This is a genomic window from Streptomyces sp. NPDC006544 (genome assembly GCF_040611715.1).
GTDB lineage: Bacteria > Actinomycetota > Actinomycetes > Streptomycetales > Streptomycetaceae > Streptomyces.
Genome location: NZ_JBEXOV010000003.1, coordinates 159,103 through 183,372 on the forward strand (window position 1 = coordinate 159,103; position 24,270 = coordinate 183,372).

20 protein-coding genes are annotated in these 24,270 nt (G+C 73.1%); 8 read left to right on the forward strand and 12 right to left on the reverse strand.

Annotation, left to right across the window (positions count from 1 at the left end; translation table 11 throughout):
• Window positions 1-119 precede the first annotated feature (119 nt).
• Window positions 120-1,193, forward strand: coding sequence for an aminopeptidase P family protein (locus ABZY44_RS02635; protein WP_356649745.1), 1,074 nt, complete (start codon window positions 120-122; stop codon window positions 1,191-1,193).
• Window positions 1,194-1,254: 61 nt separating this feature from the next.
• Here the strand turns inward: ABZY44_RS02635 and treZ are convergent, their stop codons facing one another.
• Window positions 1,255-3,102, reverse strand: coding sequence for a malto-oligosyltrehalose trehalohydrolase (gene treZ / locus ABZY44_RS02640; RefSeq protein WP_356649717.1), 1,848 nt, complete (start codon window positions 3,100-3,102; stop codon window positions 1,255-1,257).
• Window positions 3,103-3,214: 112 nt separating this feature from the next.
• Between treZ and ABZY44_RS02645 the strand changes: the two genes are divergently transcribed.
• On the forward strand, window positions 3,215-3,778 hold the full coding sequence (locus ABZY44_RS02645) for a DUF1707 and FHA domain-containing protein (RefSeq protein WP_356649718.1): 564 nt from the start codon (window positions 3,215-3,217) through the stop codon (window positions 3,776-3,778).
• Window positions 3,779-3,901: 123 nt separating this feature from the next.
• The gene (locus ABZY44_RS02650; RefSeq protein ID WP_356649719.1) at window positions 3,902-4,486 is read left to right on the forward strand and encodes a GNAT family N-acetyltransferase; all 585 of its coding nucleotides are present in this window, start codon (window positions 3,902-3,904) and stop codon (window positions 4,484-4,486) included.
• Here ABZY44_RS02650 and ABZY44_RS02655 read toward each other — a convergent pair.
• From ABZY44_RS02655 to treY, 3 genes are all read right to left on the reverse strand, one after another.
• Window positions 4,456-5,886: a M14 family zinc carboxypeptidase gene (locus ABZY44_RS02655; protein WP_356649720.1), complete on the reverse strand. Its 1,431-nt coding sequence runs from the start codon at window positions 5,884-5,886 to the stop codon at window positions 4,456-4,458. The genes ABZY44_RS02650 and ABZY44_RS02655 overlap by 31 nt on opposite strands.
• A 182-nt stretch (window positions 5,887-6,068) precedes the next feature.
• Window positions 6,069-8,603 carry an NB-ARC domain-containing protein gene (locus ABZY44_RS02660; protein ID WP_356649721.1) on the reverse strand — a complete coding sequence of 845 codons (2,535 nt, stop codon included), beginning with the start codon at window positions 8,601-8,603 and terminating at the stop codon, window positions 6,069-6,071.
• 351 nt (window positions 8,604-8,954) lie between these two features.
• Window positions 8,955-11,291 (reverse strand): malto-oligosyltrehalose synthase, encoded by a 2,337-nt coding sequence (gene treY / locus ABZY44_RS02665; RefSeq protein ID WP_356649722.1) that lies wholly within the window; start codon window positions 11,289-11,291, stop codon window positions 8,955-8,957.
• 82 nt (window positions 11,292-11,373) lie between these two features.
• Here treY and ABZY44_RS02670 point away from each other — a divergent pair, with 82 nt between their 5' ends.
• Window positions 11,374-12,654: an MFS transporter gene (locus tag ABZY44_RS02670; RefSeq protein ID WP_356649723.1), complete on the forward strand. Its 1,281-nt coding sequence runs from the start codon at window positions 11,374-11,376 to the stop codon at window positions 12,652-12,654.
• Here the strand turns inward: ABZY44_RS02670 and glgX are convergent.
• On the reverse strand, window positions 12,639-14,753 hold the full coding sequence (glgX, locus tag ABZY44_RS02675) for a glycogen debranching protein GlgX (RefSeq protein ID WP_356649724.1): 2,115 nt from the start codon (window positions 14,751-14,753) through the stop codon (window positions 12,639-12,641). The genes ABZY44_RS02670 and glgX overlap by 16 nt on opposite strands.
• A gap of 313 nt (window positions 14,754-15,066) precedes the next feature.
• Between glgX and ABZY44_RS02680 the strand changes: the two genes are divergently transcribed.
• Both ABZY44_RS02680 and ABZY44_RS02685 read left to right on the forward strand, forming a co-directional pair.
• Window positions 15,067-16,353, forward strand: coding sequence for an SAV2148 family HEPN domain-containing protein (locus tag ABZY44_RS02680; protein ID WP_356649725.1), 1,287 nt, complete (start codon window positions 15,067-15,069; stop codon window positions 16,351-16,353).
• A 127-nt stretch (window positions 16,354-16,480) separates the two neighbouring features.
• Window positions 16,481-17,200: a 3'-5' exonuclease gene (locus ABZY44_RS02685; RefSeq protein WP_356649726.1), complete on the forward strand. Its 720-nt coding sequence runs from the start codon at window positions 16,481-16,483 to the stop codon at window positions 17,198-17,200.
• Here ABZY44_RS02685 and ABZY44_RS02690 read toward each other — a convergent pair.
• Together ABZY44_RS02690 and ABZY44_RS02695 are read right to left on the reverse strand one after the other, a co-directional pair.
• Window positions 17,125-17,574: a hypothetical protein gene (locus ABZY44_RS02690; RefSeq protein WP_356649727.1), complete on the reverse strand. Its 450-nt coding sequence runs from the start codon at window positions 17,572-17,574 to the stop codon at window positions 17,125-17,127. The two genes, ABZY44_RS02685 and ABZY44_RS02690, sit on opposite strands and share 76 nt — an antisense overlap.
• 46 nt (window positions 17,575-17,620) lie before the next feature.
• Window positions 17,621-18,484, reverse strand: coding sequence for an aminoglycoside phosphotransferase family protein (locus ABZY44_RS02695; protein ID WP_356649728.1), 864 nt, complete (start codon window positions 18,482-18,484; stop codon window positions 17,621-17,623).
• A gap of 192 nt (window positions 18,485-18,676) precedes the next feature.
• Here ABZY44_RS02695 and ABZY44_RS02700 point away from each other — a divergent pair, with 192 nt between their 5' ends.
• Window positions 18,677-19,231 carry a DUF1697 domain-containing protein gene (locus ABZY44_RS02700; RefSeq protein WP_356649729.1) on the forward strand — a complete coding sequence of 185 codons (555 nt, stop codon included), beginning with the start codon at window positions 18,677-18,679 and terminating at the stop codon, window positions 19,229-19,231.
• A 66-nt stretch (window positions 19,232-19,297) separates the two neighbouring features.
• Here the strand turns inward: ABZY44_RS02700 and ABZY44_RS02705 are convergent, their stop codons facing one another.
• A complete protein-coding gene (locus ABZY44_RS02705; protein ID WP_356649730.1) occupies window positions 19,298-20,155 on the reverse strand; it encodes an aldo/keto reductase in 858 nt (285 codons plus the stop codon).
• A 44-nt stretch (window positions 20,156-20,199) separates the two neighbouring features.
• Between ABZY44_RS02705 and ABZY44_RS02710 the strand changes: the two genes are divergently transcribed.
• Complete coding sequence (locus ABZY44_RS02710) at window positions 20,200-21,201, forward strand: 2-dehydropantoate 2-reductase N-terminal domain-containing protein (protein WP_356649731.1); 1,002 nt, start codon at window positions 20,200-20,202, stop codon at window positions 21,199-21,201.
• A 21-nt stretch (window positions 21,202-21,222) separates the two neighbouring features.
• On the opposite strand, the gene ABZY44_RS02715 is transcribed toward ABZY44_RS02710, so the two are convergent.
• The 4 genes from ABZY44_RS02715 to ABZY44_RS02730 form a co-directional block, all read right to left on the reverse strand.
• The gene (locus ABZY44_RS02715) at window positions 21,223-21,996 is read right to left on the reverse strand and encodes a sirohydrochlorin chelatase (protein ID WP_356649732.1); all 774 of its coding nucleotides are present in this window, start codon (window positions 21,994-21,996) and stop codon (window positions 21,223-21,225) included.
• A gap of 5 nt (window positions 21,997-22,001) precedes the next feature.
• Window positions 22,002-22,898 (reverse strand): ABC transporter permease, encoded by an 897-nt coding sequence (locus ABZY44_RS02720; RefSeq protein WP_356649733.1) that lies wholly within the window; start codon window positions 22,896-22,898, stop codon window positions 22,002-22,004.
• A complete protein-coding gene (locus ABZY44_RS02725) occupies window positions 22,885-23,682 on the reverse strand; it encodes an ABC transporter ATP-binding protein (protein ID WP_356649734.1) in 798 nt (265 codons plus the stop codon). Before ABZY44_RS02725 ends, ABZY44_RS02720 begins: the two co-directional genes overlap by 14 nt.
• Before the next feature lie 33 nt (window positions 23,683-23,715).
• Window positions 23,716-24,270 (reverse strand): ABC transporter substrate-binding protein (locus tag ABZY44_RS02730; RefSeq protein ID WP_356649735.1); only part of this gene is annotated, 555 nt, incomplete at its 5' end.

The window sequence follows — 24,270 nt, forward strand, 5'->3', positions numbered from 1 at the left end:
TGGACCACGATTCCGATCACGACGCCGTTCACGCGCCCGCTCGCGACGGCGCCCACGACCGCGCCCACGACCGGGCCCACGACACCGATCCCTTCACGGCCGCCGACTACGCCGCCCGGATGGCCGCGGCCGCGCAGGCCGCCGCCGACGCGGGCCTGGCCGGCCTGCTGATCTCCCCCGGGCCCGACCTCACCCACCTCACCGGCTACCGGCCCGTCGACACCGAGCGGATGACCCTGCTCGTCCTCGCCGCCGGTCAGGAGCCCGTGCTCGTCGTCCCCGCGCTGGAGGCCCCCGACGCGGCGAAGGCGCCCGGCGCGGGGGCGCTGTCCCTGCGCGACTGGACCGACGGGAAGAGCCCGTACGCCGCCGCCTCCCCGCTGCTCGACGTGGCCGGCCGCTTCGGGGTCAGCGACAACACCTGGGCGCTGCACCTGCTGGGCCTGCAGAGGGAGTTGCCGACGACCTCGTACGTCTCGCTGTCCGACGGACTGCCCATGCTGCGGGCGGTCAAGGACGAGCGCGAGCTGGCCCGGCTCGCGGCCGCCGGAGAGGCCGCGGACGCCGCGTACGCGCAGATCCTGCACGTTCCCTTCGCCGGCCGCCGGGAGAGCGACGTCGCGGCGGACCTGGCCGCGCTGCTGCGCGTCCACGGCCACTCCCAGGTCGACTTCACCGTCGTCGGCTCCGGTCCCAACGGAGCCAACCCGCACCACGAGGCCGGCGATCGCGTCATCCGGCACGGAGACATGGTCGTCCTCGACTTCGGCGGGCTCAAGGACGGCTACGGCTCGGACATCTCCCGCACCGTCCACGTCGGCGAGCCCACGGAGGAGGAGCAGCGGGTCCACGACATCGTCCGCGAAGCCCAGTTGGCGGGCGTGGCGGCGGCCCGGGCGGGCGCCGCGTGCCAGGACGTGGACCGGGCGGCCCGCGCGGTGATCACCGAGTTCGGCTACGGCGAGCAGTTCATCCACCGCACGGGCCACGGCATCGGGGTGACCACGCACGAACCGCCCTACATGATCGAGGGCGAGGAGCAGCCCCTCGTTCCCGGCATGTGCTTCTCCGTGGAGCCGGGCATCTACCTGCCCGGGCGGTTCGGCGTCCGCATCGAGGACATCATCACGGTCACGGCGAACGGCTGCCGCAGCTTCAACAACGCCTCCCGGGAGATGGCGATCGTCGAGTAGGACCCCTGGCCTCCGGGCCGCCGGGCCCCGGACCCCGGGACCCGGCGGCGGGCGGCGGCCCTCAGGAGCCGAGGATCACCACCGACTCCGCCGGTACGTGGACCCGCCCGTCGGCGTCCGGATGCGCGACGGGGATCCAGGAGGCCAGCACCCGGGCGCCGTTGCGGCCCAGCGCGACCGTGGTCGGCTCGCCGGCGAGGTTCACCACCACGCGGATGTCGCCGCGGCGGAAGGTCAGCCAGCGGCGCTCCTCGTCGTGGGCGGTGCGGATCGCCGCCAGATCGGGATCGCGCAGGTCGGAGTGGGTCCGGCGGAGCGTGATCAGGGTGCGGTACCAGTCCAGCAGGCGGGCGTGCGGCTCCCGGCCGGGCTCGGCCCAGTCGAGGCAGGAGCGGTCCCGGGTCGCGGGGTCCTGGGGATCGGGGATCTCCTCGGGCTTCCAGCCGTGCTCCGCGAACTCGCGGCGCCGGCCCGCCCGGACGGCCTCGGCGAGCTCGGGATCGGGGTGGTCGGTGAAGTACTGCCAGGGAGTGCCCGCGCCCCACTCCTCGCCCATGAACAGCATCGGTACGAACGGACCGGTCAGTGCCACCGCCGCCGCGCACGCGAGCAGTCCGGGGGAGAGGGAGGCGCCGAGCCGGTCGCCCAGGGCCCGGTTGCCGATCTGGTCGTGCGTCTGGGTGTAGCCGAGGAAGCGGTGCGCGGGGGTGCGGCCGCGGTCCAGCGGGCGGCCGTGGTGGCGGCCCCGGAAGGAGGACCAGGTCCCGTCGTGGAAGAAGGCCCGGGTCATGGTCTTGGTGAGGGCGCCGAGCGGGGCCTCGGCGAAGTCGGCGTAGTACGCCTGCGATTCACCGGTCACCGCGCAGTGCAGCGCGTGGTGGAAGTCGTCGTTCCACTGTGCGTGCAGACCGATGCCGCCGGCCACGCGGGGGGTGGTGGTGCGCGGATCGCACTGGTCGGACTCGGCGATCAGGAACAGCGGCCGGCCGGTCTCGGCGGCCAGCCCGTCGACGGCCGCGGCCAGTTCCTCCAGGAAGGTGAGCGCCCGGCCGTCGGCGAGCGCGTGCACGGCGTCCAGCCGCAGTCCGTCGATCCGGTAGTCGCGCAGCCAGGCGAGGGCGCTGCCGAGGAAGTACGCGCGGACCTCGTCGGAGCCCGGCGCGTCCAGGTTCACCGCCGCCCCCCAGGGGGTGTGGTGGGTGTCGGTGAAGTACGGCCCGAAGGCGGGGAGGTGGTTCCCGGACGGGCCGAGGTGGTTGTGGACCACGTCCAGCACCACTCCGAGCCCGGCGGCGTGCGCCGCCTCCACGAACCGGGCCAGCCCGGCCGGGCCCCCGTACGGCTCGTGCACGGCCCAGGGCGCCACCCCGTCGTACCCCCAGCCGTGGCGGCCGGGGAAGGAACAGACCGGCATCAGCTCGACGTGGGTGACGCCGAGGGCGGTGAGGTGGGGGAGGCGGCCGACGGCCGCGTCGAAGGTGCCCTCGGGGGTGAAGGTCCCGATGTGCAGCTCGTACAGGACGGCGTCCTGGAGGGCCGTGCGGGGAGCCCGGACGGGGGTTTCGGGCGCCAGCGCCTCGAAGTCGACCACCGCCGAGAGGCCGTCCGGGCCGTCGGGCAGGCGGCGGCCGCGGGGGTCGGGCCGTACGGGTCCCGGGGCGCCGGCCGAGCCTTCCCGCGGGCCGCCGTCGTGGTCGGCGTCGTGGCCGCCTCCGGGGGCGTCACCGGGGTCCCGGCCCGTGTCCGCGGCGAGCACGAACCCGTACCGCGAGCCGTCGGAGGCCGGGGCGTCCACGACCCACCAGCCCTCCCGGTCCGGATCGCGCGTCATCTCGTACGCGGTCTCGTCGAGCCTCAGCTCGACCCGGCCCGTCAGACCTGTCAGCGGTGCCCACACCTCGAACTTCACGGACGGTCCCCTCGTCTCGCGGCGGTACCCCAACCTGCGTGTCCGGGCCATCATCCCCGGCGCGGCCGGGGAGTTCTGGACACTCTGCCCCCGGCGGGCCGACAATCACCCTGTGACGTCCAGTTTCGAGTTCCCCGCCTACCCCGTTCCGCGCCTGTCCGACGCCGAGCGGGACAGGGCGCTGGGCCAGCTCAGGGAGGGCGCGGCCCTCGGCAAGCTGTCGCACGACACCTTCCTGCGCCGCATGGAACTCGCCCTCGTCGCGCGCCGTTCCGAGGACCTGGCGGCGCTCACCGCCGACCTCGAGGGACGGCACGGCGCCGAAAACCCGTGGACCCGCCGTCTGTTCGGCTTGGTGGGGCGGGCCTCGGCGGTGTCGGTCGGCGTCCGGCGGGCCTGGGCCGCGGAGAAGCTGCCCAAACTGCTCCTCCCGCACCCCAGCGCCCAGCCGCTGCGGATCGGCCGCGATCCGGGCAACGGGCTGCGGCTCAGCCACGAGACGGTCTCCCGGGCGCACGCGGAACTGAGCATGAGGGACGGGGTGTGGGTGGTCACGGACCTCGGCTCCACGAACGGCACGACCGTGAACGGGCGCCGCGTGACCGGCTCCGCCCTGGTCCGGGACGGGGACCAGATCGGTTTCGGCCGGATGTCGTTCCGGCTGTCGGCCACCTAGCGCTGTGACCGGAAGGTCCGCCGGGTCCGCCGGGCGGCGGCATCTGCACGTCTCCGCGATCCCGGCCCGACGGCCCGGGACCCGGGTGGAGGGCGCACGGGCCCGGCCCGGAGGATGGCGTCCATGACACGCATGGAGCACGTTTCCGCCGCGGCGGCCCCGGAGACCGGAGCAGCCGCCCCATCCGTCGTACGACCCGCGCGCCCCGGGGACCTGTCCCGGTTGATCGAACTAATGCGCGAGCACATGGTGTACGAGAAGTCCGAGCCCCGGCCGGCCGACCTCGCCGACCGGCTCGGCCCGCTGCTGTTCGCCGAGGCGACCCGGCTGTGGGTGCTGCTGGCCGAGACCCCGGACGGCGAGGTCGCCGGGTACGCCGCCTGCTCGGCGCAGTTCTCCTTCTGGGAAGCCCGCGACTACCTCCACATGGACTGTCTCTACCTCGCCGAGGAGGCCCGGGGCCACGGCCTCGGCGCCGCCCTGATGGACGGCGTGCGCGACCTGGCCGCCGAGCTGGGCCTGGGCCACGTGGAGTGGCAGACGCCCGACTGGAACGAAGGCGCGATCCGGTTCTACGACCGGCTCGGCGCGACGAGCCTGCCGAAGCTCCGGTACACGCTGGTGACGGCCGCCGAACAGAACGGCGGGGCCCGGCCGGGCGACCGCCGGCCGGGCGGTCACCGGCCGGCCGCCACGAGACGCTCGTAGGCCGCCAGGACCACCCGCGACTGGTGCTCCACCTGCGTGGCCACCGGGACCCAGCGGGCCTGGAAGCGGGCCGCGAACTCCTCGCACCACCCCGTGACCAGCCGGTCCACGGCCGGCGCCGCCGGGTGGCTCTGGGCGCGCAGCACCCGCAGGAGCATCGCGGCGGGGCGCAGCGAGAGCCGGCGGCCGAAGGCGTCGATGCTGCCGACGTACGCGGCCGTCGCCTCGGCGGGGGCCCCGGAGCCCGTCCACTCGAGGGCGATGCGGGGGATCAGCGCGAGCGTCCAGTCCACCGCGCGCAGCAGGGTGTCGGCGGCCGGATCCGTACCGCCCGCCGCGGCCTTCCGCAACGCGGCCACCTGCGCGGCGTCGGAGGTGAGGCGGCCGGCGAGCATGCGCAGGGCGCCGCGCGGGTCGGGGTGCGGGGCCGGGTCGCCCACCAGGTCCGAGGCCCACATGGGGACTTCGACGATCGCGGTCGTACCGGCGTGGCGGTGGGTGCGGTACCAGGTGCTGAGACGGGTGTCCTCGGGAGGGTTCGCCGGGGCGTCCCCGGCGTCCCCGGTGTTCGCGGCAGCCGGACCGTCCGGACCGTCCGGACCGTCCGGGTGGTCCGGGTCGTCCGGGTGGTCCGGGTCGGGCATCACGAAGATCCCCGCACCGGGGGAGGGCCAGCCGGACGCGTCGGAGGCGCTCGTCTCCACCGGGATGCGCAGGTCGGCGGCCGACTTCCCGAAGGGCTCGGCGAGGCCCGGTATGTCCCGGGTGAGCTGCACCCAGGAGCCGCCGAGATCGGTGCCGTGCAGGGAGACCTGGAGGGCGGGGCGCAGCTCGTCGATGAGGCGGGTGAGGGCGAGGGTCTCCGGGGGGAGACGGTCCGGGGGCAGTAAGGACGGCGCCCACTCGGGCTGCTCGGGTCCGGGCGGACGGAAGAAGTTCCGGTGGTAGTCGAGGAGCGAGCGGGGGCGGGGCGTGCGGTGCAGGGCCGCGCCGTCGGGGTCGGCGCAGAGCAGGAAGTGCCAGGTGGTTCCGGCGGCGGGTACGCGGACCAGGCGCCGGGCGAGTGCGAGGGCGGTGGCACCGCCGACGGGCTCGTTGGCGTGTGCGCCGGCGACGACGAGCACGTTGGGCGCGGCTCCCCCCGCCCCGGCCGCCGTCCCCGCCGCCGCCGTTCCCGTCCCCGACTCGGCCTCGGCCCGGGCCTCAGCCTCTGCCTGGGTCGTTGCCGTTGTCGTCGCCCTTGCCGGGGACCCTACGGAGAGCACCCAGAGCGGCTCCCCCGCCCGGGAGGTGCCGGCCTGGCGGAGCCGGACGCGGTCGGGGTGCTCGTCGGCGAGCGCGCGGGCGGCGAGGGCGAGTTCGTGGGGAGTGGGGTAGCAGATGTCACGGATGAGGGTCACAGCTGATCCCTTTCCCGTGGCGGGGACGGGCTAGGCGTCCTTGCTGCCGCTGCGTGGTCGTCCCCGCCTCCGGAGCCCGGAACCACCACGTGCCGAAGGGTGTGAACCCCTTCGGCGTGCGCCGCCGAAGGCCGGTCCCCGAGGGGCCGGAGCCCCTCGGGGGCGTTGTCCGTGCCCCGTGTTCACACGGCCTCCGGCCCATCGCTCAGTCTTTGGTCCAGCTTCGAGAGATGAGGATTGGTGGGCTCGCGCTCGAGCCCCATCCGGACCACTTCGGCCGCGCGTGTCGTGTCCTTCGAGGCGATGTACAGCCAGGCGAGCCTGCTCAATTCCGTGGGAGTGGCTTCGCCGATCCGAGCCTCCATGAGGCGCACGATACTGGCGATGATCATGCTCTTGGAATCCGGGTCCAGACCGAGGGCCTGGTTCTTCTGGGCGTACGCGAAGCAGCTGGCGGCGTTCGCGATCTCGGAGTACTCGGCTCCCGGAACCTCTGCCAGATTGATGCGTGCGTTCAGCTCCTGGGAAACGTCGCCCAGTCGCCGGTTGATCTCGATGAGCTTGCGCCATCCGTCGAGATCGTCACTGTTCTTCTCCAGGAACCGCTCGATGCTTCGGCGCGCCTCGCCCAAGTCCTCGTCGCCGGGGCTCTCGAGGTAGAAATCGGCGATCCTCAGCCAGGCCGCGGCGTAGCGCTCGGCCACGTACTCGAGTGCTCTCATCTGCGTCCTGTAGTCCTGGCCGGACAGCCTTCTGGAGGCGATGACGCGGACCATCCGCTCCACTCGGGGACCCATTCCCTTCGCCACGTCCGTCGCCTGCATGGGGCCGAACTGCTGGATGAGTTCGGTGTCGGCGATGACCAGCGGCCGGAAGGGACTCACCTTGAGTTTGCTCTGACCGAAGACGGTGGCCGTCATGGGGGTTCTGATGAACTCGTCCCCGCCGTCGTCCGTGATGACTTCGATCATCGAGTAGCGTTCCAGCTGGTCCAGTGCGTCGTCCACGTCGATGGACTCGTTCTGCGGCCTGATGAGGGCTGCCTCCAGTGCGAGACGGGGAACGAGCGAACGCCAGTTGGCCAGGGTCAGGAAGACCCGCTGCGCGGCCGGGGTGAGGACTCCGTAGGACCGCTCGAAGAGAGCGCGGAGGGAGTCCTCCTTGTTGAGGAAGAGGCGCTTGACGGGCACCGCCCGCCCTTCGCGCTTCGTGTCTCCCAGCAGGATCTTGGCGAAGTAGGGATGTCCGTCCGTTTCCTCGTACAGCGAGTCGATGTAGCTGAGCGTCATCAAGCTCTCGATCCCGAGCTTTCGTGACGTCGTCATCACCAGGTCCTCGAACTCGCCCCGCTTGAGCCCTCGGATCTCTACCGGGAAGTCGGCCTTGAAGTCCCGCATGCGCGTGGTGATCAGTACCTTGTTCGGGCAGCGCACGCACGAATCGATGAACTGGTACAGCTCCAGCGGGTGCGACGCCGTCTCGAAGTTGTCGAACACGAGGAGGAGCCTCTTGTCCTCGTCCCGCTCGGCCAGGCTCGCGGCCAGGTACTCCGCCGGTTTGAACCCCTTGACCTGCGACTCGGCCGGGTTCATCAGCGACACGAACTGCTTGGCGATGTCCTCCTTGGAGAGGACCGCGGGCCGAACCGGCTTGGGGCCGGTGGCGAGCAGGTCGATGTCGCGCGCACTGAACCACAGGATGGCGAAGTAGTCGCCGTCCTGAGCGAGGCGGTGCAGCACCTCGAGCGCCAAGGACGTCTTTCCGATCCCTCCGCGGCCCACCAAGGTGACGACGGGGTGCCGGTCGTCCTTCAGGAGGCCGATGACCTCTTCCTCGAGGTCCGGCCTCCTTACGTATTCGGCGAGGCTGGGGGGAACGTTCGCGAAGGACTGGCCTTGGACGTCGAGGTTCGGCAGGCCCTCGGTTTCGCTGGCCGGCAGCGCTTCCGGAGGGGTCTGGAAGTCCGCGGCGTCCCGCCTGATCCTCACGTCCGATATGTAGGAAAGCATTTCGAACGTCGGAGCCGAACCCTCTCGGTAGCCGCCGTTGGCGACGAAGAAGTCCAGGGCGTCGACGTCGCTCCCGACGAGAGGGAGCGGCTTCAGTTCGGAATCGAAGGCAATGTAGGCGCCGTCGTCGTACGTGTGCTCCTTCTCCGATTTCAGATAGGAGAACTCCGACGCGTCACCCCCGATCGCGGTAACCCGGTACTTTCCGGAAAGGTTGCGGTGGAGGTAGACCCATGGGGCCGAGAAGATCGAGGATCCCGTGATGACGGAAAGGATGGCCTGCTGGAGGTGAGGGGCGGACGCAGAGCATTTCGACGTCGTGATCGCGCCGTGGCCCCGCGTCCTGTTCCGGAGCGTTGCGAAGCTCTTCACCCACCACTGCAGGTTGGCTTTGCGCGGAGCGGCCTCGAGGTCGGAGTCGATGACCTGACCGGCCTGGCTCAGGGCGTCGATGGCCACCCGCTGCCATGACGGGTGACCTTGCGGGAAGTTTTCGGTGAACTCGCGGGCGTAGGGGCGGGCGGCGCTCACGATATGGGCGCTGGCCGGTCCGGTGAGTACCTCGCTGAGCGCCCTCGACCATTCGCCGATGCCGTCCGCTCGGACGAGTTGGTAGGCAATTTTGTACCGCTGTCGGTCTCGGTCGTTCTCGACGCCCGCGAGCAGGGCGGACATGGTCAATTTTATGACGAGCTCGCCCAGCAGCATGAGGTCATGGAAATATGCGGTATCCGAATCCTGCCTGCTTTGGTCCGCGCGTTCCCACATGCGGTTGAGGATTTTGGAGTTAAGAGAGTGCACTGACCGCCCCTTGCCGCACTTATCGTGCCGACGCATGCAGAGACGGGTCATCTTATGGCTCTGACTGGGGGTCAGCAACCCGCTTTACGCACCTTCCGCGGATAGATATTTCCACGACGATTCTCCGTTCTCGCGGAGCGCCCCGCCGGCCCGTACGGTGCGTGTGTCAGGGCTCCCGGCGCACCGCGCACCGCACACCGCGCACCGCCACGGCCGCCGGGGCAACGGATCGTGGCGGTGCGCAGGCGGTGGGCCCCGCTACTCCTCGCGCCGGAGGACGGCCACGGGACGCGTCGGGCCCAGGAGCTCGGACAGGCGGGCTTCGCCCGTCAGGGGGGTGGCCGCGTGGAGGAGGGGGCGCCAGCGGCCCGGGGGCAGGGGCAGGACCGTGTCGCCCCAGCCGCCCGACAGGGACAGGCGGTGGGACAGCCGGGTGGCCACCGCCAGCAGGGCGGGGGAGCGGGTGAAGGCCACGCAGTGGTCCGCCGCCGGGCCCCGTGCCGCCACCGGTGCGTAGCCGGTGAACAGGTCGGGCCGCCTCCGGCGCAGCCGGAGCAGCGTCGCGGTGAGGGCGAGCTTCTCCTCCGCCGTGCCGTGCGGCACGGCACCCGCGTCCAGCCGGGCCAGGGCCGCCCCGGGGAAGTCGGCGGGGCGCCGGTTGTCGGGATCCACCAGGGCCCGGTACTCCGTCTCGGAGCCCTGGTAGATCTCCGGCACCCCGGGCATCGCCAGGTGCAGCAGCGCCGCGCCGAGCACGTTCGCCCGCGCCGCCGCCTCCAGCGCCGCGGGCAGCTCCGGGGCCGCGGCGGGCACGTACCGCGCGAGCGTGGCCTCGTACGCCGCGTCCTGCTCGGTCCAGCTCGTGTGCAGGGCGGCCTCGCGGACCGCCTTCAGCAGGGCCTGCTCCAGCCGCTTGGCGCGCTCCGGGCCGTCGTCACCGAGGCCCAGCGCCGTCTGCCACGCCACCCAGGCGAGTTGGGGATCCGGCCTCTCCGACGGCTCGGGCCTCTCCGGCGCGTCCGCCGCCTCCGCCCCGGCCGCCGTGGGCGGCCTGAGTCCCGGTTCCTGCGACAGTACCGAGATCCGGGCCCGGACGTCCGCGCTGCGCTTCGTGTCGTGCGTGGTCAGCACCGTCCCGGACGCGGGCCAGCGCCGGTCCAGTTCGGCGCAGTACGCGTGGAACTCGGCCGGCGTGACCGCCGGGCTCCCGGGGTCCCCGCCCACCTCGGTCGCCGACAACAGCGGGGCGTACCGGTAGAACGCCCTGTCCTCGAGGGACTTGGCGCGGAGCGCGGCGGACGTCTGGGCGAAGCGGGCCGCGAAGACGGGATCGAGGAGCACGAGGTCCCGTACGCCGGCCACCGCGGCCGCCCCGCAACGCGCGGTGGCCGCCGCCAGCGCCCCGGGCGCCAGCTCCCGCTCGCCCGGGTAGGGCCGGTAGACGGGGTAGGCGATCAGGAGTTCCCGCACGGCGGGTGCCCGTTCCGGTCCGGCCAGCCGCTCGAGCGTCGCCAGCTCGGCGGCGAGGTCCCCGGTCAGGACCTCCCGCGCGCCCGCGCCGGCGGTCACCGTCCACGACGGCTGTCCGGTCGCCTCCCCGAAGGCCTCGGCGAGTTGCTCGGCCCCGGCCGGGTCGGTGAGTACCCCGTCCACCCGGTGCAGCGCGTCGTAGCCGGTGGTCCCGGCCACCGGCCAGGCGTCCGGCAGCCGCTCGTGGCGGGCCAGGATCTTCTCGACCACCACCCAGCAGCCGCCGCCGACGGCCTCCCGCAGCCTGCGCAGATAGCCCTCCGGGTCCGCGAGCCCGTCGACGTGGTCGATCCGAAGGCCCGCGACCACCCCGTCCCGGACCAGCTCCAGCACCTTGGAGTGGGTGGCGTCGAAGACGCCGGGATCCTCGACGCGGACCCCGATCAGTTCCGAAATGGTGAAGAAGCGGCGGTAGTTGAGGCGGGTCCTGGCCTCCCGCCAGTACGCCGGCCGGTACCACTGGGCGGCGAGCAGCGCCGCCGGCTCCAGCTCGGCCGTGCCCCGGCGCAGCGGGAACTCCAGCTCCCCGATCCGCAGGACGGCCCGCTCGCCCCGCCCGTCGACCTTGAGCCCTCCCGGATCCAGCGGCTCGCCGAGCACCGGCAGCAGCAGCTTCCCGCCGCCCGCCTCCCAGTCGATGTCGAACCAGTGTGCGTACGGGGATTCCGGCCCTTCCCGGGCCACCTCCCACAGCGGCCGGTTCAGCCGGAGGGGCGCCGGCACCGCCATGTGGTTGGGGACGATGTCGAGGACGAGGGCGAGGCCGTGCGCGCGGGCGGTGGCGGCCAGCTCCCGCAGTCCGCCCTCCCCGCCGAGCTCGGCCCGCACCCGGGTGTGGTCGGTGACGTCGTACCCGTGGCTCGATCCGGGTACGGCCTCCAGCACCGGGGAGAGGTGGAGGTGCGACACGCCGAGCGAGGCGAGGTAGGGCACCACTGCGCGGGCGTCCGTGAAGGTGAACTCGGGGCGCAGCTGTAGTCGGTAGGTCGCCGTCGGGGTGGCGGCGGGCGGAGCATCGGATTGCGGCGAGTCGAATTCAACGCCTGTGTACGCGGGCTGGCTCATGAGAACGTACGTACCCAGGATGCCGGATTCCGTGCCATGACCCAATGCATCCGGGTGACTGCGCCGGGTTAACGTGACGCAGGTGTCCGGAACCGTCAACACCTATCGTCACGTCATCGCCCTGACCGGGCCCCTTCTCCCGATCATCTCCTTCCTCGCCCGACTGCCCGTCGCGATGTCGCAGTTCGGAAGCGTTCTGCTCGTCGCGCAGACCAGCGGTTCCCTCGCCGCCGCCGGTGCGGTCGGCGGCACGCTCTCCGCCGGACAGGTGGTCTTCGGGCCCGTTCTCGGACGGCTCGCCGACCGCCACGGACAGCGTCCCGTCGTCCTCGGCGCCGCCGCGGTCAATGCCGTCGCGACCGCCGCTCTGGTCGCCGGGGCCCTCGCGGACCTCGCCACCCTCCCGCTCGCCGCGATCGGCGCCGTCACCGGCGCCTCCGTGCCGCTGATCGGTCCGCTCGCCCGGACCCGCTCCGTGGCCCTGGCCCACCGCGCCGAGGCCGACGAGAGCGTCGTGGGCGCCGTCCACTCCCTCGAAGGAACCCTGGACGAGGTCTCCTTCGTCTTCGGGCCGGCCCTCGTCGGCCTCGCCACCCTCGTCCTGCACCCGGCCGTCGCCCTCGGCGGCGCGGCCGGCCTCGTCGCCGTGTTCGGAACCCTCTACGCGCTCCACCCGACCGCCGCCGTCACGGCCGGGGTGTCCGCGCGGGTCCGCGAGGAGAAGGAGCGCTCCCGGCTCCGCCCGCCCCGCGTCGTGTACGCCGTGCGCGGCTCCCTCGCCCTCCAGGGCGCCATGTTCGGCGCCTGCCAGGCCGGGATCGCCGCCCTCACCGCCCAGCTGGGCGTCCCCGGCCAGGCCGGCATCGTCTACGCGGCCATGGGCGTGGTCAGTGCCGCCGTCGGGCTCTCGCTCGGTGCGCTGCCCGCCCGCTTCGGGCTGCGGCTGCGCTGGCGGGTGGCCACGGCCGCCGCGTTCGTGCTCTCCCTGCCGCTGCTCCTCACCGACACCCTGTGGCCGCTGTACGCGGTCGTCACCGTGCTCGGGGCCGCCTACGCCCCCCACCTGATCACCGCCTTCGCGCTCACCGAGCGCGCGGTCGAGCCCTGCCGGCTCGCCGAGTCGATGGCCTTCGCGGCCAGCTCGCTCGTCGCCGGGCAGGCAGCCTCGCTCGCCGTGTCGGGGCGGCTCGCCGAGTGGTACGGGCCCGCCGCGGCCTTCGCGGTGGCCGTGGGGGCGGCCGCCCTGTGCCTGGCCCTCGCCCTCGTCACCCGCGTACCGGCCGCCCGTACCCGCGCCCGGGAGGCGCCCGCCCCGGCCACCCCCGCGGACACCCTCCCGGGCGGCGCCTACGCCGGGCGCTGAAGCACCGCCAGACTCCGCCCCGGCAGCGTCACCCGGTCCCCGGCCGCGTACTGCGGCCCGGTACCGGGTGCCAGTACGTCCGCCCGTGCCGTGTCCACGACCAGGCGCCACTGCGCGCCGTGCCCGGCCGGGACGGTGAAGTCCTGCGTCTCCGCGCCCGCGTTGAACATCAGCAGGAACGAGTCGTCGGTGATCCGCTCCCCGCGGGTGCCCGGCTCGGAGATCGCCTCCCCGTTGAGGAACACGGTCAGCGCCCGCGCCTGCTGCGCCTGCCAGTCGCGGGCCCGCATCGCCTCGCCGTGCGGGGTGAACCAGGCGATGTCGGACAGGTCGTCGTGCGTCCCCTCCACGGGGCGGCCGTGGAAGAACCGGCGTCGCCGGAACACCGGGTGCTCGCGCCGCAGCCACACCATCTGGCGGGTGAACTCCAGCAGCGCGGGAGCCGGTTTGCCGGGCTCCGGCCACGCCACCCACGCCAGGTCGTTGTCCTGGCAGTAGGCGTTGTTGTTGCCGCCCTGGGTGCGCGCGAACTCGTCGCCGTGGCTGAGCATCGGCACGCCCTGCGAAAGCATCAGCGTGGCGATGAAGTTGCGCATCTGGCGTTCGCGCAGCTCCCCGATCTCCGGGTCCTCGGTCGGCCCCTCCACCCCGCAGTTCCACGACCGGTTGTGGGTCTCGCCGTCCCGGTTCCCCTCGCGGTTGGCCTCGTTGTGCTTCTCGTTGTACGAGACCAGGTCGTTCAGGGTGAAACCGTCGTGGCAGGTGGCGAAGTTGATGGAGGCCAGCGGGCGGCGCCCGTCGTCCTGGTAGAGGTCGGAGGATCCCGTCAGCCGGCCCGCGAACTCCGCGAGCGTACGCGGCTGCCCGCGCCACAGGTCCCGCACGGTGTCACGGTACTTGCCGTTCCACTCGGTCCACAGCGGCGGGAAGTTGCCCACCTGGTAGCCGCCTTCGCCCAGGTCCCAGGGCTCCGCGATCAGCTTGACCTGGCTGACCACCGGATCCTGCTGGACCAGGTCGAAGAACGAGGACAGCCGGTCCACCTCGTGGAACTGACGGGCCAGCGTGGCCGCGAGGTCGAAGCGGAAGCCGTCCACGTGCATCTCGGTGACCCAGTAGCGCAAGGAGTCCATGATCAGCTGGAGGACGTGCGGGGAGCGCATCAGCAGCGAGTTCCCGGTGCCCGTGGTGTCCATGTAGTGCCGGGGGTCGTCCGCCAGCCGGTAGTACGAGGCGTTGTCCAGCCCGCGGAAGGACAGCGTCGGGCCCAGGTGGTTGCCCTCGGCGGTGTGGTTGTAGACCACGTCGAGGATCACCTCGATGCCGGCCTCGTGCAGCGCCCGTACGGCCGACTTGAACTCCAGCACCTGCTGGCCGCGGTCGCCCGAGGCGTAGCCGTTGTGCGGGGCGAAGAAGCCGATGGTGTTGTAGCCCCAGTAGTTGCTCAGCCCGTCGTCCACCAGCCGGTGGTCGTTGACGAACTGATGGACGGGCATCAGTTCGAGCGCCGTCACGCCGAGCTTGGTGAGGTGCCCGATGACCGCCGGGTGCGCGAGCGCCCCGTACGTGCCGCGCAGCTCCTCGGGGAGGTCCGGATGACGCATGGTCAGGCCCTTGACGTGGGCCTCGTAGAGCACGGTGTGGTGGTACTCGTGTCGGGGCGGCCGGTCGTCGGCCCAGTCGAAGTAGGGGTTCACCACCACCGAACTCATGCTCTTGGGGGCCGAGTCCAGGTCGTTGCGGGAATCGGGGCGGCCGAAGTGGTAGCCGTACACCTCCTCGCCCCACTCGACGCTGCCGGCGACGGCCCGCGCGTAGGGGTCCAGCAGCAGCTTCGCCGCGTTGCAGCGAAGGCCGCGCTCGGGCTCGTAGGGGCCGTGCACCCGAAATCCGTAGCGCTGACCTGGCATGACGCCGGGCAGATAAGCGTGTCGGACGAAGGCGTCGGTCTCCCGCAGCTCTACGGCGGTCTCCGACCCGTCGTCATGGAGCAGACACAGCTCGATGCGTCGGGCGGCTTCCGAATAGACCGCGAAGTTGGTGCCGGCGCCGTCGTACGTGGCGCCGAGCGGATAAGCCTGTCCCGGCCAGACCTGCATAGATAACGACTCTTCCGTTCTGCGTCGGGGTGATCCGGCATGGACCGCGTCACTGCCAGATCTTCCCCGAAAGAGGGCTCTCACGCGGGGACTTGAGAGGGTCCTACCGGGTGACCCGGACAGCTGATAGGAGGCTCAGGGGACAATGGGGAGGTCAGATGATGCGCGCATCGGATAATGGGTCGAAGGTCAGACGGCGTGGCGGGCCGCCGGTTCGCACGGGGGACGCATCGGGCTGCAGGGGGCCGTGCGCGCGGAGTACCCTTCCGTGATCACTGGAGACGGGCGTCCAGACGCGGGAGGCGGTGCACGGGTGAGCTCGGGAGGTCTGGAGCTGCCCCCTGGTGACGGCGGTCACGAGGGCGGCCCGGCGGACGCCGCGGGCGGCGCTCCCGGCGGAATGCCCGCCGGTGCGGTGTCGCTCGCCCCGCCGGAGGCCGGGAGGACCGGGAAGGCGCCGGCCGGATCCGGAGCCGAGCTGGACTGGGGCGCGGACGCGTGGAGCGAGGTCCGGGTGCGCGCGCAGCGCGCCGGCCGCGCCTACATCTGGCTGAACCTCGTCGAACAGCGGCTGCGGGCCGTGGTCGGAGCCGTGCTCCGCCCGGTCTACGAACCCGTGCACTCCGCGGACGACTGGGTCGTCGCGGCCGCCGGCCCCGCCGGCCAGGAGTGGGTGCAGCGCGCCGTCGCCGTACGGGAGGTCAGCCGCCGCAAGGGCTACCTGCTGGACTCCGCCGACGACAACGTGCTCAGCTTCCTCACCCTGCCGCAGTTGCGCGAGCTGATGGTCCAGCACTGGCCGTGCTTCGAGCCGTACTTCGACGACCGGCGCGACATCGAACAGGCGCTGGACGAGCTGGAGGTCACGCGCAACGTCGTCTCCCGCAACCGTGCCCTGTCGCGGGCCGTCCTGGAGCAGGCGGAGCGGGCTTCGGCGCGGCTGCTGGAGGTACTGGGCGGCGGCGCGGGCTCGCCCTCCGCCGACCGGCTGCCGATCGACGCCGTCGAGGACCTCGTCGGAGACCGGTACGCGGACGTCATCTCCGTCCACCCCGACCGGGTGCGGCTGCAGCGCCAGCTCCCGGCGGAGGACCTCTTCGGCGGCGCGCGCCGCCTCGACGCCATCGGCATAGGCCTCAACCTGCTGGTCCAGAACTTCTCGGGCCGAAGACTCGTACGGCTCGCGGAGGCCGGCTGCCGGGTGCGGCTGCTGTTCCTCAATCCGGCGAGCAGCGCGGTCAAGCGGCGCGAGCGGGAGCTCGGGCTGCGCAAGGGCGAGCTGAGCCGGTCGGTGGAGATGAACATCCTGCACGTGCGGCGGGTGCGGGCCGGGCTGCGGGACGCGTCGGACTTCGAGATCCACGTCTTCGACGAGACCCCGCGCTTCACCGCCTACCTGGTCGAGGGCGAGTCCTCGGGCATCGCGGTGGTCCAGTCGTACCTGCGCCGGGCGCGGGGCATGGAGGCGCCGGTCCTGGTCCTGCGGGGCGGCGGCCGCGTCGGGTCCCGGGACACCTCGCGCGACGCGGACCACGGGCTGTTCCCGACGTACCGGGAGGAGTTCGAGTCGATCTGGCAGGACTCCCGGCCCGTCTCCTGATACCGGGACGCCCCGCGCCCCCCGGGTGAGGCGCACCGCCCGGCGGACCCGGGGGCGGCGGTGTCAGTGGCCCGTGGCAGGCTGAAAGCCGTTGACCGAAGGTACGGGTAGGGGTGGGGGGCGCGTGATGGGGGACTGGCACGGCGGTGTGCTGATCGGGTTCGACCTGGAGACGACCGGCACGGAGCCGGGGGAGTCGCGGATCGTGACGGCCGCGGTGGTCGAGGTGCGGGGCGGCGAGGTGCGCGGACGGCGGGTCTGGCTCGCGAACCCGGGGATACCGATTCCGGAACAGGCCTCCGCCATCCACGGCATCAGCACGGAGCGGGCGGTCGCCGAAGGCCGCCCGGTGCGGGAGGTCGCGGACGAGGTCGCGGCGGCCCTGGTGGACCACTGGCGGGCGGGCGGGATCGTCGTCGCCTACAACGCGGCCTTCGACCTGACCCTGCTGTCGGCGGAGCTCGCCCGGCACGGACTTCCCTCGCTCGCCGACCGGCTGGACGGCGCGGAGACCGGCCCCGTCGTGGACCCGCTGACCATCGACCGGGCCGTCGACCGCTACCGGCGCGGCAAGCGGACGCTGGAAGCGGCCTGCGGGGTCTACGGGGTCACCCTCGAAGCCGCGCACGACGCCGGAGCGGACGCCCTGGCCGCGGTCGGCGTGGCCCGCGCGATAGCCGCCCGCCACCCGGAGGTGGCCGCCCTCACCCCGGCCGCGCTGCACGCCCGCCAGGGCGCCTGGCACGAACGCTGGGCCCGCGACTTCCAGGCCTACCTGCGGGGGCAGGGCACTCCGGACGCGGTGATCGACACGGCGTGGCCGCTGCGGGGACTCGTGGCGGCGTAGGGGCCCGGCTCCGGCCCCCGTTGGGCGAACAGCGGGGCGCTCCCGGTCATGAAGAGCGTCCCGGCGTGGACGTGCTGGTGGAACCGGTCCCGGTTCTCCTCGTGGTGCCGCTGCGCCCGGGGGCCGCCCGACGGATCGGCGGCGACGGGCCCCGCGAGCCTCGCGGTCCGCGGCCGGCCCGGGCCCAGCCGGGCCCGCAGCTGCTTCCGGCGCGCGGGCGCGAACTGCAGCGAGTGGTGCAGGAGGACGAGGTCGAGGCCGCGGGCGCCCGTCCCGGGGCCGGCGCGCCGCAGCGGGACGTGGACCTCCGGCGATGAGCTGCGCATCCCTTGGTCGGCCTGGACGTGCAGGTACCGGATGCCGTCCGGGAGCACGCACCGGACGCCGCTCCTCAACGGGCAGACGTCGCCTGACGCGGCACTAGAACGGGTGCCAGCGGGTTTCCGTGTCCCCTTCGCGCAGCGAGGCGACCCGGCGGCGGAATTCGGCCAGGGCCTTGGGGTTGACCGGGGCGTGCTGGGAGACCCAGGCGCAGCTGGCCGTCTCGCGGGCGCCGCGCAGGACCGCGCAGCCCTCCCAGTCGCGCACGTCCCATCCGTAGGCCGTCACGAACGCCTCGTAGGACTCGGCGGGCAGCCCGTAGCGGTCGCGGGAGAGCGCCATCACCACGAGGTCGTGCTCGCGCAGATCGCTGGAGACCGTTTCCAAGTCGACCAGGACCGGCCCCTCCGGGCCGACATGGACGTTGCGGGGCAGCGCGTCGCCGTGGATCGGGCCCGGCGCGAGGTGCGGGGTGAGGGCGGCGACCTGGCCGGCGTACCCGTCGCGGCGGGCCCGCAGGTACGCCGCGTCCGCCGGGTCGATCGCGTCGCCCGCCAGCCGCAGCCAGCGCTCGACCCCGCCCAGCAGGTCCCGCGGGGGCAGGACGAAGGGGGGCGCGGGCAGGGCGTGGATCCGGCGCAGCAGCGCCGCGAGGTCCTGCGGTCCGGCCGGGCGGACCGCGTCCGGGAGCCGGTGCCACAGCGTCACCGGGTGCCCGTCCACCAGCCGGGGCTCCGGCTCGGCCGCGCGGACCGCGGGGACCCCGCACCGCGCGAGCCAGCCCGCCACCGCGAGCTCCAGCTCCGCGCGGGGCAGCAGTGCCGCCTCCCGGCCCACCTTGGCGACGAGGCCGTCGCCGAGCGCGAAGACGGCGTTCTCGCCGAGGGCCAGCAGCTGCGCGGTCCCGGCCCGCGCGGTGAGGCCCGCCGTCGTCAGCGCCTGCCTGGCCCGTGCCTCGTCCATGCCGTTCTCCGCCGTCCGTCCGGGTCCGCCGCCTCGACCCGGGGCGGGCCCGGGCGTCCTTGATCGGCCAAGTCTCGCACCCGGGCCCGGTCGGCGGGCCGCGGACCCGGTCGTGGCCGGACCGCCCGCACCGGCCCCGCCCACCCCGACGCCCCGGGACACGATGTCGGTGGCGGGTCCTATCGTTCGCACATGACGACTCGGAAGTACGCGGCGCTCCTGCGGGGCATCAACGTCGGCGGGAACAAGAAGGTCCCGATGGCCGAACTGCGCCAGGTCCTGCACGACCTGGGACACCAGGACGTGCAGACGTACCTGCAGAGCGGCAACGCCGTCTTCGGCAGCGCGACGGAGCGGGCCCCGGACGCCCTGGCCCGCGAGCTGGAGGCCGCCATCGAAGCCCACTTCGGGTTTCGGGTCGCCTGCCTGGTGCTCGACGCCGCCTACCTGCGTGCCGTCGCCGACGCCTGCCCCTTCCCCGTCGCCGAGCTGGAGGGCAGGCAGCTCCACGCCACCTTCTGCTCCGAGCTGCCCGACCCGTCCCGGTTCGCCGCGATCGACGGGCCCTCGTACCTCCCGGAGGAGTACCGTCTGGGCGACCGCGTCGTCTACCTCTACGCCCCGGAGGGCCTGGGCCGCTCGAAGCTGGCCGAGGCCCTGGCGAAGCCGGCCGTGGTCAAGGGCATCGACGTGACCACCCGCAACTGGAACACGGTGGCGAAGCTCGTCGAACTGACCTCGAACTGACCTCGGACTGACCCGGAACCGACCCGGAACTGCCCGGAGGCCGCCCGGCTCGGGTCCCGCCACGGGTCAGTCGGCCAGAGCGTCCAGCAGGGACGTCTCGCGCGGGCTCAGCCGGACCGTGGCCGCGTCCAGGTTCTCCGCAAGGTGGCCAGGGGAGCCCGTGCCCGGCGTGGGGCAGAGGACCGGGGAGTGGTGGAGCAGCCAGGCCAGGGCGATCTGGCCGGTGGACGCGCCGTGCTCGGCGGCCACCGCCGTCAGCGCGGCCGCGCTCTCACGGGTCAGGGCGCCGCTGCCCAGCGGGTAGGAGGGGAGGAAGGCGATCCCGCGCGCCTCGCACAGGGAGAGGAGCTCCGCCGAGGAGCGGTCCAGCAGGTGGTACGGGTTCTGGACCGAGGCCACGGGGACGTGGGTCAGGGCCTCCCGCAGCTGTGCGGCCGTCACCGTGTTCAGTCCGATGTGGCGGATCTTCCCCTCCGCCCGGAGGCCGGCCAGGGTGCCCAGCTGTTCCGCCGCCGGGACGGCGGGATCGAAGCGGTGCAGCTGGTACAGGTCGATCCGGTCGAGCCGGAGTCTGCGCAGGCTCGCCTCGCACATCGCCCGCAACCGCTCCGGCCGGCCCGCGGCGTGCCAACGGTCCGGGCCGGTGCGCACCACCCCGCCCTTGGTGGACACCACCAGCCCCTGTCCGTACGGGTGGAGGGCCTCGGCGACGAGTTCCTCGGCGAGGGCCGGTCCGTAGTTGTCGGCGGTGTCGATCAGGGTGACCCCGCGCTCCACGGCGGCGCGCAGGAGCGTCCGCGCCTCGGCGCGGGAGCCCCGCGGGCCCCAGTAGCCGGCGCCGACCAGCCCGCCCGTGCCGAGCCCGAGGCGGCGTACCGGCAGGTCCCCGCCGAGGAGGAACGTGTCTTCAGTGGGAACGGGCATGGCCCGACCGTAGCGCGGCGGCGAGCCTGTGCCAGGCTCGGGGCATGCGTTACATCATCATCGGCGCCGGGGCGATCGGCGCGACCATCGGCGGACGGCTCGCGGAGTCGGGCCACGAGGTCGTCCTCGTCGCCCGCGGCCCTCACGCGCAGGCCCTCCGGGCGGACGGGCTGCGGCTCACCACGGCCGACGGGGAGCGCGTCCACCGGCTGCCCGTGGCCGGCGACCCGGCCGGACTCGGCGAACTGCGTCCCGACGACGTGCTCGTGCTGACGGTGAAGACCCAGGACGCGATCGCCGCGCTCGACGCGTGGGGCGACGCCGAGGTCGCGGGCGGCGGAACGGCCGCGCAGCGGCTGCCGGTGCTGTGCGCCCAGAACGGCGTGGAGAGCGAACGCCTCGCCCTACGGCGCTTCGCGCGCGTGTACGGGGTCTGCGTCTGGCTGCCGGCGACGTTCCTGGAGCCGGGAGTGGTCTCCGCGCTGTGCGCGCCGCTGACCGGGATCCTGCACGTCGGACTGGCCGCCGGGGGCGCGGACGCGCGGGCCCGGCGGATCGCGGCCGACCTGGAGGAGTCCGGCTTCGGGGCCCCGGTCGTCGAGGACGTGATGCGGTGGAAGCACGCGAAGCTGCTGGGCAACCTGGGCAACGCGATCCAGGCGACGACCGGCCCCGATCCGGATCCGGCCAAGGCGGCGCTGCTGCTGCGGGCGATCCGCGAGGCGAAGACCGCCTTCGAGGCCGCCGGCATCGGGTACGCCTCGGAGGCCGAGCAGACGGCGGCGCGGGACGGCAAGGTCGAACAGCCGGCCGGTGTGCGGGGCGGATCGTCCTGGCAGAGCCTGGCCCGGGGCACGGGATCGATCGAAGCGGACTACCTGAACGGTGAGATCACGCTGCTCGGCCGGCTGCACGGGGTGAAGACCCCGGTGAACGACACCCTGCGGCACGCGGCGAACATCTTCGCCCGTGAGGGCCTCCCTCCGGGCGCGATGTCCATCGAGGACCTGACCGCCCTGGCCGACGAGGCCGTCGCCCGCGGGTAGCCCGCGGCCCGCGCCGGCGGCTCAGCCCGTCAGCGCGGGGACCCGTGCCGGGGAGCCGGCCGCGGCCTCGTAGCGGCGCAGCAGCAGGCGGGCCAGTTCCGGTGAAGGGCCCAGGACGGAGGCCACCACGTCGGCGCCGGCCGCCGCGGCGCCCGCCGCGATGCGGTCCGGAAGGCGGCCGGGGGCGATCACGTACGGGGCCACGGCGACCCGGCGGACGCCCTGCGCGCGCAGCGCCCGTACGGCGTCCTCCGTCCGGGGGAGAGCAGCGGAGGCGAACGCAGGCCGCACGGCGCACCAACCGGTGTGCCGCCACTCCCGCGCGGTTTCAGCGATCACTGCGATCGCCTCCGGGTCCGAGGAACCGGCGGACGCGAGCACCACACCGGTGGTGGCGCGGTCCGCCGGGGTGAGGCCGGCCTCCCCCAGGCGGCGCTCGAGGTTCGCCAGCAGCAAGGGGGACGGGCCGAGGACATCCGCGATCCGGACCGAGAGGTCCGGCAGGGGGGACGCGGCCGCCGTGAGGACGGCCGGGACGTCGGACTTGGCGTGGAACGCCCGCGTCAGGAGCAGCGGGAGGGCCACGACCTCCCGGACGCCCGAGCGGTAGAGGGAGGCGACCGCCCGGTCGACGGCCGGCCCGTCGAATTCCAGGAAGGCCGTCTCCACCCGCAGCCCCGGCCGCAGCGCCCGCACCCGCCGGGTGAGGGCGTGCACGGTCGCCGCGTGCCGCGGGTCGCGGCTGCCGTGGGCGACGACCAGCAGGGCGGGGGGCGTGGGGGAGTGCGCGTACACGGGGATCAGCTCTTGACCAGCAGGCCGCGGCTGCGCAGCACCCAGCGCTCGACCGGGCTGAAGATCAGCAGGTCGATGGCGATGCCGACCACGAGGATCAGCAGGATCGCGAGGAACACGCCGGGCAGGTCGATGTTGTTGCGCCCGTTCTCCAGCAACTGGCCGAGGCCGAGGCCCAGGTCCGGGGAGCTGGCGATGATCTCGGCGGCCATCAGGGAGCGCCAGGAGAAGGCCCAGCCTTGCTTGAGGCCGGCCAGGTAGCCGGGCAGCGCCGCGGGCATGACCACGTGCCGGGCGCCGCTCAGTCCGGTGGCGCCCAGGGTGCGTCCGGCGCGCAGGAACAGCGGCGGGATCTGGTCGATGCCGGACACGAGGCCGTTGGCGATGGACGGGACGGCGCCGAGCAGGATCACCGTGTACATCATCGCGTCGTCGAGGCCGAACCAGAGCACCGCCGGCGGCACCCACGCGACCGAGGGCAGCGACTGCAGGCCCTGGAGGATCGGGCCGATCGCGGCGCGGACGAACTTCACCCGGGCGACGAGCAGGCCGAGCGGGGTGCCGATGGCGAGGGCCAGCAGGAAGCCGAGCAGGCCGCGGGAGACGCTGGTCCAGACGACCTCCACCAGGGTGCCCTTGAGCCACATCTCGGACAGGCTGTCCCAGACCGCGGACGGAGCGGGCAGCTTGGTCTCGTCGGTGACCTTCGCCGTGACGAGCACCTGCCACACGATCAGCACGAGGCCGACGGCCAGCAGCGGGGGCAGCACCTTCTTGGTGAACACCTCGCGCAGGGAGGCGCGGTGGGTCTGGACCGCGTCGAGGGCGTCGAGCCCGGCCTCCAGACCGGCCAGGTCGTCGTTCTTGGCCGCGGTCTTCGCAGTGGTGTCAGTGCTGGCCATGACGGCGGATCTCCCCACGCAGTTCTTCAGTGATCTCAAGGGACAGCTCCGCGACGTCCGCGTCCTCGATGCGGCGCGGCTGCGGGATGTCCACGGTCCATTCCCTGGCGACCCGGCCGGGGCGCGAGGAGAGCAGGACCACGCGCTGCGCGAGCCGGACGGCCTCGCGCACGTTGTGCGTGACGAAGAGGACGGAGAGCCCCGTCTCGGCCCAGATGCGGGTGAGTTCGCCGTGCAGCACGTCGCGGGTGATGGCATCGAGGGCGGCGAAGGGCTCGTCCATGAGCAGCAGCCGGCTGTCCTGGGCGAGGGCCCTGGCCAGGGCCACGCGCTGGCGCATGCCGCCGGACAGCTCGTGGACCCGCTTGCCGTACGCGCCCCCGAGCCGGACCAGCTCCAGCAGCCGCTCCGCCTCCGGCTTGCGGTCGGCCTTGGCCACCCCGCGCAGGCGCAGGGCCAGTTCGATGTTCTTGCCCGCGGTCAGCCACGGGAAGAGGGCGTGCTCCTGGAACATGAGGGCCGGACGGCCGCCGGGGGTCTCGATCGACCCCACGGACGGCTCGTCCAGTCCGGCGACCAGGTTGAGCAGGGTGGATTTGCCGCAACCGGAGGCCCCCAGGATGGTGACGAACTCTCCGGGAGCGACATCGAGGCTGATGTCGTCCAGGACGAGCTGCGTTCCTGCCGGGCCGGAGAAGGACTTCGATACGTGCTCGATGCGTGCGGCGTGCTGGTGCTGCTCCGCTGCGATGCCCTCGGCAGCCTTGGCGAGCGTGGTGGCCATGGTCGTCACCTCCTGGGTTGCTGGACTACGGAGTTACTTGGCGCCGAGGCCGGCGTCGGAGACCTCGGGCTTGCCGGCGGCCTTCAGGACCTTGTTCAGGAGGGTCAGGTCGTAGATGCCGGCCAGGTCGGGCTGCTCGATGAGCTTGGCCTTGACCGCCCAGTCGGACTCGGTCTTCAGCGTGGAGGCCAGCGGGTCGTCGGTGACGAGGATGGACTGCCAGGCCGGGTCGATGACCTTCGCGTCGAGCGGCTTGCCGCCCTCGGCCGCCAGCTTCGCGTTCGCGGAGGCCTTCGCCTCGTCCTGGTGGGCGTTGATCCACTCGTTGGTCTTCACCGTGCCCTTCAGTACGGCCTCGACCACGTCCGGGTGCTCCTTGAGGAACTTCTGCGACACGATGACGTTCGTGATCACGAACTTCTTGTCGGGCCACAGGGCGGTCTCGTCGAGGAGGACGGCGCCGCCGTCGGAGACGAGCTTGGAGGCTGTCGGTTCCGGCACCCAGGCGCCGTCGATCGAGCCCTGCTTGAAGGCGTCCGGGGTGACCTTGTTGTCCGTGCGGACGACGGAGACGTCGCCCTTGCCGGA

What these genes read in the sequence shown, in the direction of transcription:
- ABZY44_RS02635 (WP_356649745.1), top strand. Translation starts at nt 120, where the DNA reads ATGGCCGCGGCCGCGCAGGCCGCCGCCGACGCGGGCCTGGCCGGCCTG.
- ABZY44_RS02650 (WP_356649719.1), top strand. Translation starts at nt 3,902, where the DNA reads ATGACACGCATGGAGCACGTTTCCGCCGCGGCGGCCCCGGAGACCGGA.
- ABZY44_RS02660 (WP_356649721.1), bottom strand. Translation starts at nt 8,603, where the DNA reads ATGCTGCTGGGCGAGCTCGTCATAAAATTGACCATGTCCGCCCTGCTC.
- treY (WP_356649722.1), bottom strand. Translation starts at nt 11,291, where the DNA reads ATGAGCCAGCCCGCGTACACAGGCGTTGAATTCGACTCGCCGCAATCC.
- glgX (WP_356649724.1), bottom strand. Translation starts at nt 14,753, where the DNA reads ATGCAGGTCTGGCCGGGACAGGCTTATCCGCTCGGCGCCACGTACGAC.
- ABZY44_RS02685 (WP_356649726.1), top strand. Translation starts at nt 16,481, where the DNA reads ATGGGGGACTGGCACGGCGGTGTGCTGATCGGGTTCGACCTGGAGACG.
- ABZY44_RS02695 (WP_356649728.1), bottom strand. Translation starts at nt 18,484, where the DNA reads ATGGACGAGGCACGGGCCAGGCAGGCGCTGACGACGGCGGGCCTCACC.
- ABZY44_RS02700 (WP_356649729.1), top strand. Translation starts at nt 18,677, where the DNA reads ATGACGACTCGGAAGTACGCGGCGCTCCTGCGGGGCATCAACGTCGGC.
- ABZY44_RS02705 (WP_356649730.1), bottom strand. Translation starts at nt 20,155, where the DNA reads ATGCCCGTTCCCACTGAAGACACGTTCCTCCTCGGCGGGGACCTGCCG.
- ABZY44_RS02710 (WP_356649731.1), top strand. Translation starts at nt 20,200, where the DNA reads ATGCGTTACATCATCATCGGCGCCGGGGCGATCGGCGCGACCATCGGC.
- ABZY44_RS02720 (WP_356649733.1), bottom strand. Translation starts at nt 22,898, where the DNA reads ATGGCCAGCACTGACACCACTGCGAAGACCGCGGCCAAGAACGACGAC.
- ABZY44_RS02725 (WP_356649734.1), bottom strand. Translation starts at nt 23,682, where the DNA reads ATGGCCACCACGCTCGCCAAGGCTGCCGAGGGCATCGCAGCGGAGCAG.